Genomic DNA, 17,754 nt, shown 5'->3' with positions numbered 1-17,754 from the left:
CAATCTATGCCAGAATATTGGTCAGAAATGGAATAAAAATGAAAGGATTAGTAGCTGTACAAAGAAAAATGTTAGAAATGATGTACACGCTATTCCAAAACAAAACTGCTTATGACAGAAAATACCTTGAAAAAGGGAATAGCGTACAGATACAAGATCAGCACGCTATTACAAGCTAGTTCTATGACTGCCTTATATAACAAAGATAATTAATTAAATATTTTTTTGGAAATCAACACAGAATCTTAGTGGTTAGGGAACTGCTATGGCTGACTTGTGCTTTACAAAACTTAATAAATTAATTCTTGGTAATCATTTAATAAAGCACCAAATCAATAGGAAATAAAAAACCGGAGCCAAGATTAGAAAACTTGAACTCCGGTTAAGTACCCAAGAGGAGATTCGAACTCCCACACCTATACAGGCGCCAGCCCCTCAAGCTGGTGCGTCTACCAATTTCGCCACCTGGGTTTATGCTGCAAATATAATTTAATTTTGGATTTTAAAAAGCGTTTAAACTTCAATTTTTAAACCATCGTAAGCCAATCTAATCTGTTGGGGTAAATTCTTTTCTACATCAGCGTGTTTACCCAAGTTATGACTGATATGTGTAAGATAAGTGGTTTCTGCACCTACCCTTTCGGCAAAAGCAATGGCTTCGTTTAAGGTAAAATGAGAAATATGTGGTTCTTTTTGCAAGGCATTGAGCACCAATATTTTGGTTCCCTTTATTTTTTCAAAACTTTTCTCTGATATGGTTTTAGCATCAGTAATGTAAGTAAAATCGCCAATCCGGTAGCCTGTAATGGGTAATAAATGGTGCATCACTTCAAAAGGAACAATGGTGCTTTCGCCTATTTTAAAATCTTCGCCATTGGTTACCGTATGGAGATTAATCTGTGGCAAACCATGGTATTTAGTTTCAGCAAAAATGTAATAGAACTCTCTTTTTAAAGCCGTTTGAACCCTGTCTGTCGCATAAACATCAATTACCTTATGCAGCAGGTAATTAAATGGCCTAATATCATCTAAACCGGCAATGTGATCTTTGTGTTCGTGGGTAAACAACACCGCATCAAGATTTTTTACTTTTTCGCGTAAAAGCTGGTAACGGAAATCAGGCCCGCTATCTACTACAATGGTTTTATCAGCTGTTTCAATTAAAATAGATGTTCTTAAGCGGTTGTCTCTTTTATCAGTAGATAAACAAACTTCGCAATTACAAGCAATTACAGGAACGCCTTGTGATGTACCAGTACCTAAAAAAGCAACCTTCATCTGCTTAAACTTTCCTTTCTATAATTGTAATGCTGGAGTTGTATCTTCATTAAAATAATTCGGTTTGCTGTAAGGATAGGTAGAATTGGCGCTGTTTTTCTTCTAACAGGTTTTCGTCTGTATTGGTTTGTTTAACCAAAGCAACCAATGCAGCAATTTTTCCTTCCAGATTTGAAAATTTGTTTACCACAACAACCTTATTGTGTTCGAGCAGGCAAGAACCCGTTTTAAAGTTTCCTTTCTCATAACGAACCTTATAGCCCATAGCAAAAAGCAGGGTTTCTAATTTCTCTAAGGTATGGTTTGTTAGTGGCAATGACATTGGAAACAAACTTAGATAAATCTGCGCAGCATTCATAAACACATGATGAAAAATTTATCAACCACTATGTTCATTTCTAAAACATGTAAAAAAACAGATCTCTGTATCAATCGGTTACGAATTACTATAATATGCTTTACCTATTCCTATCAATGACAGACTCCAATAGAGTGGTCGTCTTTCCCGCGCAGGCGGGAACCACGATTGCTCAGCGAAGCTAATCTTAAAGCGCTTGCATTACGATTATTCATAAGTCTTCCTTTTTTCAAAGGCATTCATGAGCACTACGTGGTTCCCAATCAAGTTGGGAATGACGAACCGCCAAAACCTGTCATCCAACTCCTTTTTTTTGGCTAAAAACTGATCTCTATCAATGACATATTCTAAAAATCGGCGTCATCTCGACCGTAGTGGAGAGATCTTTTAATCTAGTTCAAAGATCTCTCTACTGCGCGTTGCTCCGGTCGAGATGACGACTCATTGTAAACCTGTCATCCAGATCCGCTGTTTTGGCTAAATACTAACTTCTATCAGTGTCGAGAACCGTGTTCGCTCCTGATAGTTTTATTGAAATGCGCTAAACAATACACCTAAAAATCTGATTTCAATAAAACAAAAAAGGTTCAGCTGTTTCCAGCTGAACCTTTCAGGTTTCATCCCGCCTAGGCGAAATAACAATTATCTTAAATCTACCACTTCAACACCAGGATATTTTTTAGCATCGAAAGCAAAAGTAGTTTCTGGTACATTTACGTTTGGCAAAAAAGTTTTCACATTGTAAGTGTATTTATTACCGTTTTTATCGAACAATACCACATTGGCAATCTGTTTAGCTGCTTTATCGATACTTAAACGCACTTTGAAAATCGATTTTTTAGCATCAACAGGTGTTAAATCAATCATTTGATAAGTTTTGGCACCTGCTTTTTGTTCACCAGTGTACACATACTTAAATCCTTTTTCGTAAACCGTAAAAATCTTAGCAGGATTAATGGCATCGCCACTATTATCTACATTGCTCACTTGCACCTCTTTGTCTTTTTTCAAATAAGTCCATTGGCTTTTACCATCGCTAAATAACTCCTGGTTAGTCATGGCTACTTTATACTTATTAGAATTGGCTTTAACATACAAAGTACCTTGCTGGGTTTCTTTTACTTTAGCTTTTGGATTATCCAAAGTGAAGGTAAAATCTGTTTTTACAATATTATACGATTTGTATTTTTTACTCACCTCTGCTAAAATGGCTTTAGCTTTCGCATCAGTTTGAGCATAAGTTGAAGTTGTAAAAGCAACTACAACCATTAATGCTGAAATTAATTTCTTCATCTTTTCTTTTTTAAATTTTTCCTTTGAAACGTTAGAGTAGATTTTTTGCTATTGGTTTAATCTAATCTTTGTTATTCATACTATTCAAGAACTGTTCCAAAGAATATTCGTCGGGATATAAAACCTCGCGGGCTTTACTTCCTTCAAAAGGGCCAACGATTCCGGCAGCTTCTAACTGATCGATAATTCTACCTGCCCTATTGTATCCTAATTTAAGTTTACGCTGTATTAATGAGGTAGAGCCCTGCTGATGCATCACAATCAGTCTGGCAGCATCTTCAAAAAACTTATCACGTTCGTTAGGATCAAAATCGGCCTTACTTCCCTCTCCTGCTTCATCTATATATTCGGGCAGCTGGTAAGCATCGGCATAACCACGTTGGTTACCAATATATTCAGAAATCCGGTCCACCTCAGGTGTATCAACGAAAGCACACTGTAGCCTGATTAAGTCGCTACCTGTAGATAAAAGCATATCACCACGGCCAATTAACTGATCGGCGCCACCGCTATCTAAAATGGTCCTCGAATCGATTTTCGATAACACCCTAAAGGCCAATCTGGCCGGAAAGTTGGCTTTAATGGTACCTGTAATAATATTTACCGACGGACGCTGCGTAGCCAGAACCAAATGGATCCCGATCGCCCTTGCCAATTGGGCCAAACGTGCAATTGGTGCTTCAACCTCTTTACCGGCGGTCATCATTAAATCGGCAAACTCATCTACCACTAAAACAATGAATGGTAAAAAGCGGTGACCGTTATTTGGATTAAGCTTACGCTTAACAAACTTATCGTTGTATTCTTTTAAATTCCTAACCTGTGCATCTTTTAATAAATCGTAACGCTGGTCCATTTCGATACAAAGTGAATTTAAAGTATTTACAACTTTTTTGGTATCGGTAATAATGGCATCAGCCTCTCCTGGTAGTTTAGCTAAAAAGTGTCTTTCAATTCTGTTGAATAAAGTTAACTCTACTTTTTTCGGATCGACCAGTACAAATTTCAGTTGTGCAGGGTGTTTTTTAAACAACAGCGAAACCAGAATGGCGTTAATACCAACCGATTTACCCTGACCGGTTGCCCCTGCTACCAATAAGTGGGGCATTTTAGCTAAATCGGCTATAAAAACCTCATTACTGATGGTTTTACCCAATGCTATAGGCAAATCCATCGTGTTTTGAGCCCATTTTTCGGTATTTAGAATACTGCGCATGGGCACCATTTCCGGGCGTTGGTTAGGTACCTCGATACCAATTGTACCCTTTCCTGGCATTGGTGCGATAATACGGATACCTAAGGCAGCTAACGAAAGCGCAATATCATCCTCCAGGTTTTTAATCTTCGAAATCCTTACCCCAGGGGCTGGAATAATTTCGTAAAGGGTAACCGTTGGACCAATGGTTGCCTTAATCTTATCAATTTCTATATTGTAATGATTAAGGGTTTCGACAATTTTATTTTTATTGGCTTCCAATTCTTCAGCATTTACCGAAATTTTATTGGTGCCGTAATTTTCGAGTAAATCTATGGTTGGATACTTATAACCAGATAAATCTAGTTTTTCATCATAATTACCGAACTGTTCAACCAGATCATCCGATTTTTTTTCTTCTTCAGTTTTTTCGATCGTAAACGCAGGCTCCTTTTCGGTTTCAATTGGTGGTTCTACTGTTAATGGAAGTGTTGTTGCCGCAGCAGTAGCCAGAGGCAAATTGGTAGCCAACGGAGATAATACAACAGGTGCTACAGTTTCTTCCTCTTCTTTTTCTTCGAAACGGCTTGGCTGCAATACCACGTTTTGTTGTTTACGTTCGTTACTTACTGGCTTATCACGTACAGGAAATTCAATAGACGCTGAAGGTTCTTCGAAAGTTTTGTCCTTTACCGCCTGTTCTCTAATATCATTCACATAATCTGGCGTTTCGTTGTCTAGGTAAACTTCTTTTTCTTTTCGCTCTGGAAATTTAAAATCGATGTTATATGCGATAATTAAAATGGTTAAACCAGCAAAAGCGATTAATCCGGCAACCCCAGCTGCGCCAATTTGGGCACCTAATAATTTATTGCTCCAATAACCAAACTCGCCTTCTAAATAATGTGGCGATTCTGACCAGAAACTATGTGCAAACCCTAAGGTTAAGGATATAAACAGTAAAAAGAAAAAGCTATAACCTAATGTTTTAGAGATAGAAAGGATTTTAACTTTAAATAATAAACGGTAACCGATAATAAAAAAGGCCAAAACGAACAAGAAAGATGCAATACCAAACCATTCGTAAATAAACTGATGTGATAACAAAGCACCAAACTTGCCTAACCAGTTTTGAACTACCGGTATAGAAACACCAGCTTCTTTAAGTTCTTCTGTTGTTTTAAAAAGATTGCCCCAGCCACCATTTGCATCGATTACATAACTCTGGTCATCTTGCCAGGTAAATAAATAAGAGGTAAAAGCGATTAAAAAGTAAAGTGACAATATCACAAAAAACAGACCTGCAATTTTAACTGCACGGCCATCTGCCAAATCGAAGCTTGGCAAAAAATCTCTTTTTTCTTTCGGCTGCCGACCTGATGATGATCTGCCAGGTGCACTTTCTGCACCTTTATCTCTGAATGTATTGGTTTTAAACTGGTTACCCCTTACCGACATTTTCTATCCTAAATAATTTAATATTGAACAAACTTAGATAAAACTGCGCAGCATTAACGAAAGCCTAACAAAAAAAATAATCACAAATTGTAAGCATTACTGTTAGAACTTTTTATCATACCACTCGCTATTTTCAAGAAGAGCTAAATTTGCACCTCTATCTATTGGTTTTATAATCTGCCTTAAATTAAATAAAAATATTCATCGGGCATTAAACCTTAAACAGAAATTATTGTCTATTATTTTAACAACACACAAGTTGTTACGTTTTATCAAATGAAACGGATTTTGTTTTAGGTTTTATCCCGTTTTGCCTGGAGAGGTTAAACGGGATTTTTTTGTTTATAAACCTTATAACCTCAGCCTGATTAATTTCTATTCGTAGCGACCATTTTTAGCCTCTTTCTCCTAACACGATCGTCATGCTGAACTTGTTTTATTATTATTTGAAAAGCAGGGTTCTGTGCACTTCGGTTGCGACCGTCCTGCTATCACTTCAAGTCCTCACTCATTCTTCGTTCTGGGCTTTTCGTTCTATCAGGTTTATTTAACCTGAGTCTGTAGTTCTTAGGGTTTAAATCTAATGATTGCGAAGACAGTGGGTTTGCGTTAGGGATTGTAAGGGTTCAGTACCGATCCTTCATCGGTACCGGAGCGAAGCGCAGCCCTGCAAAGCCCTGCAAAGCCCGCCCCTTTCCCGTATTTCACGGGATTGGGTAACGCCCACATTAATAATAGTTGCAATTTTAGCTAACGGCCCATACAAAAAACTTACAGATTTTGATTTTTGCTAATTTGCCTTACACTATATATATTTAGGCAATAAAGTTTACAATTTCTTAATTTTTGTTAATTTAAAGCGATTTTTGAAACAATACTATGGGCATAGCGCAACTCGAAGAGCAAATTGAGGCTGGAAATTTACAAGCAGTAAAAGAAATTTTGGTTGGAAATCCAAAATTGGCAAATGTTGATACTTCTCATCACATTTCGCCATTGTTATTGGCCTGTTATTATAAAAAACAGGAAATTGCTGATTTAATTGCTGAATTTGTAGATGACTTAACCTTGTTCGAAGCTTGTGCAGTGGGCAAATTTGATGCAGCATCGCAATTAATATTTCAAAATCCTAATAGTATTAACGAATTTTCGGAAGATGGATTTACGCCGCTAGGTTTAGCCTGTTATTTCGGTCATGAAGATCTAGCCCGTTTTTTAGTTTTAAAAGGTGCGGATGTTAACCTGCCATCAAAAAACGGGTTTAATGTATTTCCGATCCACTCGGCAGTTGCCGCCAACAATTTTAATATTACCAAGACACTTTTAGAAGCTGGTGCATACCCGAATGTTTGTCAAAAAGCAGGATTGGCACCCTTACATACCGCTGCACAATTGGGCAACATAGAATTGATTATTTTATTGTTAGAACACGGAGCCGAAGTTTCTTTGCGCATGGAGGGCGGAAAACTGCCTGCAGATTTAGCCGCAGAAAAAGGCTTTAACGAAATTGCAGAGATTTTAAGAGACGATGATTAATTAGTCTGGAGTCGTGAGTCTTTAGTCAAGAGTCTGATTTAGCAACCATCATCCATACTACCGCTTACATTTTATTCCCAAATCCTCGACCGCATTCTTTTCATGTACGTCCTGATATCGAGCACAACAGCTGCCAAAAAATAGAACAATATTGGAAAACCTACCGCTAAAAACGACGAATAAATAAAAAACAAACGCACTTTCGCTGTGCTCATGTTCAACTTGTTAGCCAAATAAGTAGAAACGCCAAAACTCTGTTGTTCAAAATAGGTTATAATTCTTTGGAACATTTTAAGCTTATTTTAAAAATCTTAATAACAATACCACAAGATAAAATCATTGAAAACCGAAATCATAATTTGATTTCCAAACTCTAATTTAGCAATAATAATCGGTTAAATTCCCAATAGCATATTCTATCTCAATTATTCCAAAACCAATTTTTCGAAATCCTGTTTATCCTCGTGTTTAATAAAAAGCGTTTGTTGTTCTTCCAGTCCTGAAAACTTTTTGATCAGTTCTGCCTTAAATTTATGGATATCGACATCTTTGTTTAAAATAACAGTTAAGGCATCGGCATTACCCCTAACCTCAATAATCTGATTAGGATATAGTTCTTTTAGCTCGTGTGGAAATTCCATAATTTAAAAACAGATTATAGTGTAGAAAGTTTTGTTTGAAATCAGCATCTGGTTAGGCCTGCTTTAAAATTTTAATTCCAATACCACAATATAGACATTTTTTCTCATCGCAGTATTGCTTTTTCAGCTGCAAAATTCCTTGCGAAGCAAATGCATGATCCATCTTCACTCCTGCCCCGGTAAATTTATCTGTAATCGCATTTTGCTCAGCTGGCAAACGCTCCAACAATTTTATCGCCCTGCTAATATAGTATTGTGTACCTGTGTGTTTACCATACGCGAATAAAAACAAAGCCACCGTATTTAACAAAACATTATCAACAGATGTTTTCCCAATTTGTGTATTTACACCTGAGGTTTCTTTTTTAAAATGATAATGTGTTTTCCAGTAATCGTTTACCGGTAGGTTTTCAAACAAAGCATGCAATTGGGCTATGTCTTTGACTTCCATTATTTTAGAAAAAAGATGGTTGGCTTTTACAATTAACGCTGCAAATTGCGCCAATCGGATCGTAGGAAAGTTTTGCGGCCTCATCCGCATAAATTTCCACATCGAAGCTTCTATAGGTTTAATATTGTATTTCTTTCGAAGAAACTGGAATTCTGCCTTTAGCTTTTTAGGGTACTCCTCTTCAAACTGATCATTTAAAAAACCAGCGGCACCAAAAACCAGCGCTTCAATTTGGTTTGGGTTATTTTTGTGCTTGGCATAAATTTGCTGCGAAACGGTTTTGGCAAACAACTCAAAAGGCAGGGCATTTATTTTAAAGCCAAAATTACGCGCCATGAAGCGGTAGAAAGTCTCATCCCAATTCCCATTTAATTCGTTTAAGGTTTCGGTAACAGCATTCGTTTTTTGCTCGAAACGCTCTATTAAGGTTCTTGATAAAAAAGAATCGACAATTAATTGATCTACCGCTCCAATTTGTGCAATGCAGGGAAAATCAGTTAATGTGAGAAATAGGTTTTCGTATTTTCTGATGAGATCGGCAGAGATACGCTGTTTTAATTCCAAAACGGGCAAAACAGTATTATCTATTCTTTTTATTTCCGCATCATGCTCATAAACAATATGTAGGATTACATTTTCGTAAGCGGGATTAATCTGATGATTGTGTTTTAACCAATCTGACGACCTGAGGTGAATTTCTACATTACCCGCCCATGTGGTATTGCCAATTTCGATTTTCGCGTTAAAAAAATCCGGACCAGCATTTTTGTTTAACAAGCCTGGATTGATAATTTTCAAGTTTTCTCCAGCGGTGGTTTGCAGCCCGCTATAATCAAACGACCTGAATTGCCATACATAATGAAGAAAATCTTCTGGAAAATTCATTCTTCAAGATAGTAATTATTTTTAGAATCTGTAGTTTAAATCCTTCGCTTCTGTAGAATAATTATTAAATACGTATGAAATTAAATACCTATTATTACTTTTTTCAAATACAAAATACCAGGTTGTATTTGGGTTCATATTGAAATGAATATAATATTTCCCAAATTTTAGAAGTGAATTGGGAGCGGTATAATGTTTTTTGTTATGAATGGTTCTTTCAACATTATAAATTATTTTTGAGACATAGTTTAAGGCACTTTCTTTATGGGAAAAGTATCCATCATAAAACAAATCATCAATTAGTTGATTAAAATACAAGAGCACCGAAGGATGAAAATTTACAGCTATTTCCAAGGCAGTTTTTGTATGTTCTCATGGGCGGATTTCTCAAATTGTGCTGCAGAAATACTTTGAGCCCATTTTTCATCAAATGATACATCATCTTTCTTTACGTAAGCAACAGCAGCCTCTTCAACAACAAATTGCTTTTCTTTTTTTAAGATGTTGATCAGTTTTTGTTTTTCTTCCACTGTTAATGCCTTAACCAGTTCAGTTAACCTCTCAAAGCTTATTTTTCCTGACGAATCTTTCATAACTGTTATCTTAGTATTTAAAGATAATAATTTTAGGTCACTTTAACTTCGGCCTTCTTTTTATAATTGGTAATAAAAACCCCTGCAATAATTAAAACGGTTGCAACGACTAAATCTATACCCACCTTTTCATTTAAAATTAACCAACCTAAAAATATGGCAATAATGGTATTGAAGTAAGTTAAGATGGAAACTTCGGATGCTGAAACCTTTTTAAGGGCATAATGATAACAGAAATAACCTAAAACAGAACCGAAAACCGCCAAATAAACTGTGGCAAATATGCTTTCGGTTTTCCAGGAATTTACATCAGCCTTGCCAGAAAATACCATTGCTAAGCCCAACTGAATAATGGCCGAAAACACAAACTGGTAAAATAGATTTAAGAAAATATATTGAGGCTTACCGCTATGTTTCTTCGAATAAATGGTACCGATTGTCCAACCTGAAACGGCAATAATCAATGATAAAATCCCATTCCGGTAACCTGGTTCGAGCAAATCATTCAAACCATCTCTAAAAATAAAGACAATACCTAAAAAACCGATAAAAACACCAATAAATCCTTTTAAACTGGCCTTTTGAATCCCCAGAAATACGCATCCGAGAAATACGAGCAAGGGAGAAGTGGCGTTAATTAAGGAAGCCAATCCACTTGGAATAGTCTTTTCGGCAACAGTTGTCATGCCATTGGCAATTACCACCATTAAAATAGACAATAAGATCTGTCGTTTAAAACTCGTCCATCCAATCCATTTTAATTCCTTCTGTTTAATTAACAGAACCAATATAATTATCGAAGCGACAGATTGACGAATGGCTGTTACATACCAGGCCGGAATGCTTTCTACGGCAATTCTTATTCCTAAATATGTTGTGCCCCATATTAAGGCCACGCCAAATAGGGCGAGGATGAGTTTAATATCTATTTTTGATTTCATGATTGATATATGTTTAACCACAGATGAACACGGATAAACACAGATATTTTAGAGATTATAGCTGTTGAGCATTCTTTTTATTTTAACTCTTGGCTTACCAAAATTTATGATTAAACCACAGCGTCTATTACAAGCGATCAAATAGTTCATTAACTGTGCCTGATGGATATCGCTTATTACTTTAGTTGTTTTTAGTTCAACAACAACTTCATTTTCAATAAACAAGTCGACAAAATAATCTCCTACAACTTGATCATCATAGAAAACCTGCAATGCGTGTTGTTTTGCAACGATTAATCCAGCCTTTTTAATTTCAATGAATAATGCATTTTCATACACTTTTTCTAAAAAACTACTACCTAAAGTATTTGAAACTTTATATGCAGCTCCAATTATTTTTTCAGTGATCTCATTTAGATTATCCATGAATCCAATTTATAAAAAATATTTCGACGCAAGTGTGTTGAAAACCCAAATCTGTGTTTATCCTTTTTATCTGTGGTTAATTAATTCAGCATCAATTAAGATCTGCTCCATTTCTTTTTGAAGTTTCAGCGCTTCTTCCCTGGCCTTTTCTGCAAAATCTTCTCCCTGGCTGGCATAGATAATGCCTCTCGAAGAATTAATCAGCAAACCGCATTGTGAATTTAGGCCATACTTGCACACTTCATTTAAATCTCCTCCCTGTGCGCCAACACCTGGCACTAAAAGAAAGTGATTCGGTGCTAATTTACGTACATCACCGAAAGCTGCGCCACGGGTTGCGCCTACCACATACATCATCTGTTCATCTGTAGCCCAGGTTTGCGATGTTTTAAGTACTTTTTCAAAAAGTTTATCTTCGCCAATTTCCTGTAACTGAAAATCGGCATGGCCGGCATTCGAGGTTAAAGCCAAAAGAATGACCCATTTATCTTTAAAAGTTAAAAACGGCGTTACCGAATCGCTCCCCATATAAGGTGCTACGGTAACCGAATCGAAACTCATATCTGATGATGCGGCATTAAAAAACGTTTCGGCATACATGGCAGAAGTATTTCCAATATCGCCACGTTTGGCATCGGCAATAGAAAAAATATCCTGAGGAATATATTTCCAGGTTTCGATCAAAGTTTCCCATCCCTTTTTTCCATAACACTCATAAAAAGCAGTATTGGGTTTATAAGCTACACACAAATCTTTTGTGGCATCAATAATCTGTTTATTGAATTCCAGAATCGGATTTTCATACTTCAATAAGTGTTTTGGTATCTTATCTAACGAAGAATCTAATCCGACACATAAAAATGAACGTTTTTTTTGTATCTGCTCGAAAAGTTGTTGCTTTGTCATATATGGGCTTATTTGCTGCAAATATGAAGATTTTTAAGTTTTCTGAGCGACAAAATAATGCTCACATTAATTATTTTTATAAACATTTTAAACTTTTGCTTGCAGATTACGTTTCAAATACATACAATTGCAACATAATTTCTCAACCGTTTATCTGAATATCCCAGAAAAAATTTATCAAGACTTGTTTTTTGTTACCATTTTTTAAAAGCACATTTTGCTTTTTATTCAGCTTGTAAACAATTATGAAACAATTTGAGCATTTTCCACAATGAACTCATTTAATGTTTTATAGCCTTAAGAATTTATACACAATGAAACTGCCAGGCCTACACTAACACAAATATATTTAAGCCTGTGTAGATTTATAACAGAAAACATCCGTTATAAACAAATGAAAAATTTCTTGAAACATATATATTTAGAATGTTTAGTAAAACAGAATTAAATGATAAGCTCACAACAGAATTACGTGAGCTAGCAAAAAGCTATGGCATTGAAGGTGCCGACTCCCTAAGAAAAATCGACCTTGTTGAGGTACTTTTACACCAACAGGAAATTATAAATGCTGCTAAAACTGGTGCAGACCCTTACAGCGAAATCGAACCTATTGCAGCTGCTCCTGCAGCTAAAACCAAAGCTGTAAAAGCGCCTAAAGTTGCTGCTGCAGCAGCTGTTGCTTCTTCTATAGTAATAGCTGATAAGCCTGTTGCAGCAGATAAACCTGCTGTAGCCGACAAACCAGTTAAAAAAAGAGCCAGGTTAAGCAAAGATGAACCAGCCGCACCAATAGAAAGAAGAAGAGATTCGGTAACCTTATTTGACGAGCCTCAACATCACCAACAACCTGAAAGACAGCCCGACAGAATTGTTGAATCTGAAGAAAGTGTAAAACCAATCTCAGCTTTAATCGAAGAAAGTTCTGAGGTGCTTCCGGTGGCTCCGAAGCAAAAACAAGAGCCAAAAGAAAAGCAGGAAAAACCTCAGCGCGATGAAAACCGCCAGCAGAAACAGCCAGGTGGTGGCAATCACCACAAAAATGAAAACAGTTACTCCAACTTAGATTTCGATAACGTAATTACAAATGAGGGTGTTTTAGAAATTATGCCTGATGGTTACGGTTTCTTGCGCTCTGCTGATTACAACTATTTAACTTCTCCTGATGATATTTATGTATCTCAGTCTCAAATAAAACTTTTTGGTTTGAAAACCGGTGATACTGTAAAAGGTAGCATCCGTCCGCCAAAAGAAGGCGAAAAGTATTTCCCACTCGTTCGTGTAGAAACCATTAACGGCAGAATTCCTGCTGAGGTTCGCGACCGTGTTCCTTTCGATTATCTGACTCCACTTTTTCCAACAGAAAAATTAAATTTATTTACGGATAACAGCAATTACTCTACCCGTATTATGGATTTATTTACACCGATTGGTAAAGGACAGCGTGGTTTAATTGTTGCACAACCAAAAACAGGTAAAACCAACCTGCTTAAAGAGGTTGCAAATGCAATTGCTAAAAACCACCCTGAAGTTTATTTAATTATCTTATTAATTGATGAACGTCCGGAAGAGGTTACCGATATGGCCCGTAGTGTAAGAGCAGAGGTAATTGCCTCAACTTTTGATGAACCGGCCGAGCGCCATGTTAAAATTGCCAATATTGTTTTAGAGAAATCGAAACGTTTGGTAGAAAGCGGACATGATGTGGTAATCCTTTTAGATTCGATTACACGTTTGGCCAGAGCTTACAATACAACAGCGCCAGCATCAGGTAAGATATTATCAGGTGGTGTTGATGCAAATGCTTTACACAAGCCAAAACGTTTTTTCGGTGCGGCACGTAATATCGAAAATGGTGGTTCATTAACCATTTTAGCCACCGCATTAACCGATACAGGTTCTAAAATGGATGAAGTGATCTTCGAAGAATTTAAAGGAACAGGTAACATGGAGTTACAATTAGATCGTAAATTATCCAACAAACGTATCTTCCCTGCAATTGATATTACGGCTTCAAGTACCCGTCGCGATGATTTATTATTAGATAGAGATATTTTGCAACGTGTATGGATTTTACGTAACCACCTTGCCGATATGAACAGTCAAGAGGCGATGGAATTTGTTCAATCTCAAATAAAAGGAACAAAAAGTAACGAAGAGTTCTTAATTTCGATGAACAGCTAGTTTAAGGCTGGAAGGCAAAAGGTGTAAGGCTTAAGGTTCCTATTTGGATGCCTAAGCCTTACACCTTAAACCTTATACCCTATACCTCATGAAAAAGCATCTCCCTAATGCGGTTACCTGTGCAAACCTTTTTTCAGGTTGTATTGGAATCGTTTTTGCATTTAAAGGCAATCTAGAAACCGCAGCCTATTTCGTTATTTTCTCCGGAATTTTCGATTTTTTTGACGGTATGGTTGCACGTTTATTAAATGTAAAATCGGCAATTGGAAAAGATCTTGATTCTTTGGCAGATATGGTAAGTTTTGGGTTTTTACCAGGTGTAATCATGTTTCAACTTTTAAAAGCCAGCGATTATTCATCTGAGTACCTTCCCTATTTAGGTTTTTTAATTACTATTTTTTCCGCCTTGCGGTTGGCCAAATTTAATAATGACGAAAGGCAAACAGAAGATTTTATTGGCTTAAATACGCCAATGAATACCTTGTTTGTCTGTTCGTTGCCTTTTATTGCAAACGATTATCCTCAGATTATTTCCTCTAGTATATTATTGATCGCCATTACAGCCATTACAAGTTTCTTACTGGTGAGTGAGATCAAAATATTCTCTTTAAAATTCAGCGATTTAAACTGGGCGAAAAATAAAATCAAGTTTATCTTCCTCATCCTATCTACAATATTAATTGCCTTTCTAAAATTTGCGGCTATTCCTTTTGTATTGGTGCTTTATATTGCGTCGTCTGTATTGCATTTTAGGGGTGCTACTCTAAATAAATAATCCTGAGAGATAATTTATTTTATAAAAATCAATATAAATGACGTATGAAGTTTAAGGAATAACTCCCTCAAGCTTTCGTCATTTCGAGCGGAGTGCAACGCAGTCGAGAAATCTGCCTAGATAGATCTCTCTCCCGAAAGTTCGGGACTGCGCTTCAGTCGAGATGACGACGCTTTATTGAAGTCTGTCAATGGTAGAGGTTAGAATTTTTCAAATACATCGGAGTTTTGATGACAGATTCGTAAATTATTAAGCCTTATGCTGCTGCTGATTAATTGATTAACTTACTTATTATCAATAATTTACAAAATCTGTCATTGATAATATAGTCGAAGGTCCCTTTTTTTTCGTTTTATAAGCTTTAAAAGTCTTAATAGTATTGGTAAAGATACGAGCTGGGCGATCCTAATAAGCCTTGGCCGCCTCCGTAAACACTAGAAATTTGATATATTAAAGCTTTTTAACCTCGAGGGGATCATCGATATTACGGCAGATTGACAAAATCGTTTCTCCCAATAGTGGATGTATCACCTCTGGTGCAATCTCAGCCAAAGGCTCCATTACAAATTTTCTATCCTGCATATGGGGATGAGGTACCTGAAGTTTATCCGGAATATTGATAATTTGATCTCCAAAAAGGATAAGATCAATATCAATTAAGCGCGCTCCCCATTTATCTTCCCTCACCCTGCCCAACTCCTGTTCAATACTTAGTGCAAGATCTAAAACTGCTACCGCGCTTAAATTAGTTTGTAAACCTACGGCCTGGTTTAAAAAAGCAGGTTGGTTGGTTTTACCCCATGCAGCGGTTTCGTAAAGAGATGAGATGGCTATCACCTTACCAATTTTATTGTTCAATAGTTCGATGGCTTTTTTCAAATTCGCCTCTCTATCGCCTAAATTCCCACCCAGTAACAAATATGCCGTGTTGTACTCTAAAGCTTTATTAAGCATCATGTATTTTTATATCTTTACAACACAAAATTAAAACATTTAAATGAGAGAATTCTTTAAGTATTTATTTGCCTCTATGCTGGGCTTTTTCTTATCGATAGTAATTGTATTTGTGATCTGCTTCGTAGTTGTTGTGGGTCTAATATCTTCTATTGATAGCGACAAAACCGTTGTTGTGTCTAACAATTCGGTACTATTCCTAAATTTAGACCAGGCCATTACAGAACGTACACCCAAAAACCCATTCGGAAACCTGCCAATTGTTGGCGGTGAAGAAAAAGATGGTATTGGCTTAAACGATTTCTTAAAAGCGGTACAAAAAGCCAAAACAGATGATAATATTAAATGCATCTACCTGAATGTGAGCAGTCCGAATGCAGGTTTTGCAACTTTGCGCGAAGTTAGGAATGCGTTGATCGATTTCAAAAAATCTCACAAAAAAATTATTGCCTACAGCGAAGTGTATACACAAGGCGCTTATTATTTAGCTTCAGTTGCTGATAAGGTATATCTAAATCCCGAAGGCGCTTTAGAATTTAAAGGTTTTAGCTCTGAATTAACTTTCTTTAAAGGAACTTTAGAAAAAGTTGGAGTAGAAATGCAGGTCATCCGTGTAGGAAACTATAAAAGTGCAGTAGAGCCTTTCATTTTAGATAAAATGAGCGATTATAATCGCAAACAGGTTACAGCTTATGTTGGCGGATTGTACAATACTTTCTTAACTGATATTGCGCAAAGTAGAAACATTCAAAAAGATAGTCTTTATAACATTGCCGATAATTACAAAGTACAACAGCCACAAGATGCCGTAAACTTTAAAATGATCGATGCCCTGAAATATAAAGATCAGATTTTAGAAGAGCTGAAGGGATTATCTGGAAGAACCAGGGGTGAAAATATCCGTTCGGTTACGATTAATGATTATGCGAAAAACAATACAGATACTGGCGAAGGAAAAGATAAAGTAGCCGTAATTTATGCCAATGGCGAAATTAATGGCGGCGAAGGTTCTGACAACCAGATCGGTTCGGAACGTATTTCCAGGGCAATTAGAAAAGCACGATTGGATGATAACATTAAAGCGGTGGTTTTACGTGTAAACTCACCCGGAGGTAGCGCACTTGCTTCGGATGTGATCTGGAGAGAAATTGTATTGACCAGAAAAGAAAAACCAGTTATTGCATCTTTTGGCGATGTTGCCGCATCAGGCGGTTATTACATTGGTTGCGCTGCTGACAGTATCTTTGTGCAGCCGAATACCATTACAGGCTCTATTGGTGTATTCGGTATTATTCCGAACTTCCAAAATTTAATGACCAACAAACTGGGCATTACATTTGATGGCGTTAAAACTGGTAAATACGCCGATATTATGGCTACTAACCGCCCAATGACTGCAGGTGAAAGATTCATCATCCAAAATGAACTGAACAGAATTTATAGCGGTTTTGTAAGCCGTGTGGCCGATGGCAGAAAGAAAAGCAAAGCATATATCGATAGCATTGGCGGTGGCCACGTTTGGATCGGTACAGATGCCGTTCAAATTGGTTTAGCTGATAGAATAGGAAGTTTTAACGATGCCATTAAGGCAGCCGCTAAAAAGGCTAAATTAAAGAATTACAAGGTTGTAGAATATCCTGATGTAATTGATCCATGGAAATCGTTAATGGATGAGGGTACAGACAGGATTAAAACCTATTACACCAAACAAGAACTTGGCGATAACTACATGCTTTACCAACAAATGAAAAAGGTAATTGCAAGCTCTGGCATTCAGGCCAGAATGCCATTTGAAGCAGCTATTAAATAATAATTAAACCTCGCAGGTTTTGAAGGCTGAAGCGTTTAAAAACCTGCGAGGTTTATATAAAGTTATTCATCTC

At 36.7% G+C, this 17,754-nt stretch carries 17 protein-coding genes and 1 tRNA gene; 4 read left to right on the top strand and 14 right to left on the bottom strand.

What is annotated here, in order from left to right:
• Nucleotides 1–387: 387 nt before the first annotated feature.
• The 6 genes from J7E57_RS18525 to J7E57_RS27280 form a co-directional block, all read right to left on the bottom strand.
• Nucleotides 388–471, bottom strand: a tRNA-Leu gene (locus J7E57_RS18525).
• 42 nt (nucleotides 472–513) lie between these two features.
• On the bottom strand, nucleotides 514–1,278 hold the full coding sequence (locus J7E57_RS18520; protein WP_215128542.1) for an MBL fold metallo-hydrolase: 765 nt from the start codon (nucleotides 1,276–1,278) through the stop codon (nucleotides 514–516).
• A gap of 49 nt (nucleotides 1,279–1,327) precedes the next feature.
• Nucleotides 1,328–1,600 (bottom strand): hypothetical protein, encoded by a 273-nt coding sequence (locus tag J7E57_RS18515; protein WP_029280650.1) that lies wholly within the window; start codon nucleotides 1,598–1,600, stop codon nucleotides 1,328–1,330.
• 678 nt (nucleotides 1,601–2,278) lie between these two features.
• Nucleotides 2,279–2,929, bottom strand: a complete 651-nt coding sequence (locus tag J7E57_RS18510; RefSeq protein ID WP_215128544.1) for a LolA family protein — start codon at nucleotides 2,927–2,929, stop codon at nucleotides 2,279–2,281.
• Nucleotides 2,930–2,990: 61 nt separating this feature from the next.
• A complete protein-coding gene (locus J7E57_RS18505; RefSeq protein WP_215128546.1) occupies nucleotides 2,991–5,582 on the bottom strand; it encodes an FtsK/SpoIIIE family DNA translocase in 2,592 nt (863 codons plus the stop codon).
• 609 nt (nucleotides 5,583–6,191) lie between these two features.
• Nucleotides 6,192–6,326, bottom strand: coding sequence for a hypothetical protein (locus J7E57_RS27280; protein ID WP_262897894.1), 135 nt, complete (start codon nucleotides 6,324–6,326; stop codon nucleotides 6,192–6,194).
• Nucleotides 6,327–6,461: 135 nt separating this feature from the next.
• Between J7E57_RS27280 and J7E57_RS18500 the strand changes: the two genes are divergently transcribed.
• Nucleotides 6,462–7,118 carry an ankyrin repeat domain-containing protein gene (locus J7E57_RS18500; RefSeq protein ID WP_215128548.1) on the top strand — a complete coding sequence of 219 codons (657 nt, stop codon included), beginning with the start codon at nucleotides 6,462–6,464 and terminating at the stop codon, nucleotides 7,116–7,118.
• 71 nt (nucleotides 7,119–7,189) lie between these two features.
• Here J7E57_RS18500 and J7E57_RS18495 read toward each other — a convergent pair whose 3' ends face one another.
• The 7 genes from J7E57_RS18495 to pyrF all read right to left on the bottom strand — a co-directional run bounded on the left by J7E57_RS18495 (nucleotide 7,190) and on the right by pyrF (nucleotide 11,961).
• Nucleotides 7,190–7,408, bottom strand: a complete 219-nt coding sequence (locus J7E57_RS18495) for a PspC domain-containing protein (RefSeq protein WP_047799560.1) — start codon at nucleotides 7,406–7,408, stop codon at nucleotides 7,190–7,192.
• 135 nt (nucleotides 7,409–7,543) lie between these two features.
• A complete protein-coding gene (locus tag J7E57_RS18490) occupies nucleotides 7,544–7,759 on the bottom strand; it encodes a hypothetical protein (RefSeq protein WP_029277138.1) in 216 nt (71 codons plus the stop codon).
• 52 nt (nucleotides 7,760–7,811) lie between these two features.
• The gene (locus tag J7E57_RS18485; RefSeq protein ID WP_215128550.1) at nucleotides 7,812–9,095 is read right to left on the bottom strand and encodes a DUF2851 family protein; all 1,284 of its coding nucleotides are present in this window, start codon (nucleotides 9,093–9,095) and stop codon (nucleotides 7,812–7,814) included.
• Nucleotides 9,096–9,439: 344 nt separating this feature from the next.
• On the bottom strand, nucleotides 9,440–9,688 hold the full coding sequence (locus J7E57_RS18480; RefSeq protein WP_215128552.1) for a hypothetical protein: 249 nt from the start codon (nucleotides 9,686–9,688) through the stop codon (nucleotides 9,440–9,442).
• Between the two features lie 32 nt (nucleotides 9,689–9,720).
• Entirely contained in the window at nucleotides 9,721–10,629 is a 909-nt protein-coding gene (locus tag J7E57_RS18475; protein WP_215128554.1) for a DMT family transporter, read from the bottom strand.
• Between the two features lie 48 nt (nucleotides 10,630–10,677).
• The gene (locus J7E57_RS18470; protein WP_215128556.1) at nucleotides 10,678–11,055 is read right to left on the bottom strand and encodes a GxxExxY protein; all 378 of its coding nucleotides are present in this window, start codon (nucleotides 11,053–11,055) and stop codon (nucleotides 10,678–10,680) included.
• A 66-nt stretch (nucleotides 11,056–11,121) separates the two neighbouring features.
• On the bottom strand, nucleotides 11,122–11,961 hold the full coding sequence (gene pyrF, locus J7E57_RS18465; protein WP_215128558.1) for an orotidine-5'-phosphate decarboxylase: 840 nt from the start codon (nucleotides 11,959–11,961) through the stop codon (nucleotides 11,122–11,124).
• 426 nt (nucleotides 11,962–12,387) lie between these two features.
• On the opposite strand from pyrF, the gene rho reads away from it, so the two are divergent.
• Together rho and pssA are read left to right on the top strand one after the other, a co-directional pair.
• Nucleotides 12,388–14,142, top strand: coding sequence for a transcription termination factor Rho (rho, locus tag J7E57_RS18460; RefSeq protein WP_215128560.1), 1,755 nt, complete (start codon nucleotides 12,388–12,390; stop codon nucleotides 14,140–14,142).
• A gap of 88 nt (nucleotides 14,143–14,230) precedes the next feature.
• Nucleotides 14,231–14,917 (top strand): CDP-diacylglycerol--serine O-phosphatidyltransferase, encoded by a 687-nt coding sequence (gene pssA, locus J7E57_RS18455; protein ID WP_215128562.1) that lies wholly within the window; start codon nucleotides 14,231–14,233, stop codon nucleotides 14,915–14,917.
• Nucleotides 14,918–15,367: 450 nt separating this feature from the next.
• On the opposite strand, the gene folK is transcribed toward pssA, so the two are convergent.
• A complete protein-coding gene (gene folK / locus J7E57_RS18450; protein ID WP_215128564.1) occupies nucleotides 15,368–15,874 on the bottom strand; it encodes a 2-amino-4-hydroxy-6-hydroxymethyldihydropteridine diphosphokinase in 507 nt (168 codons plus the stop codon).
• 40 nt (nucleotides 15,875–15,914) lie between these two features.
• Here folK and sppA point away from each other — a divergent pair, with 40 nt between their 5' ends.
• Nucleotides 15,915–17,681: a signal peptide peptidase SppA gene (sppA, locus tag J7E57_RS18445; protein ID WP_215128566.1), complete on the top strand. Its 1,767-nt coding sequence runs from the start codon at nucleotides 15,915–15,917 to the stop codon at nucleotides 17,679–17,681.
• The last annotated feature ends 73 nt before the right edge of the window (nucleotides 17,682–17,754 follow it).

Origin of the sequence: Pedobacter sp. ISL-64, assembly GCF_018613605.1 — a bacterium.
In the GTDB taxonomy this organism is placed as follows: domain Bacteria; phylum Bacteroidota; class Bacteroidia; order Sphingobacteriales; family Sphingobacteriaceae; genus Pedobacter.
This window is presented reverse-complemented; position numbering and strand designations above follow the sequence as displayed.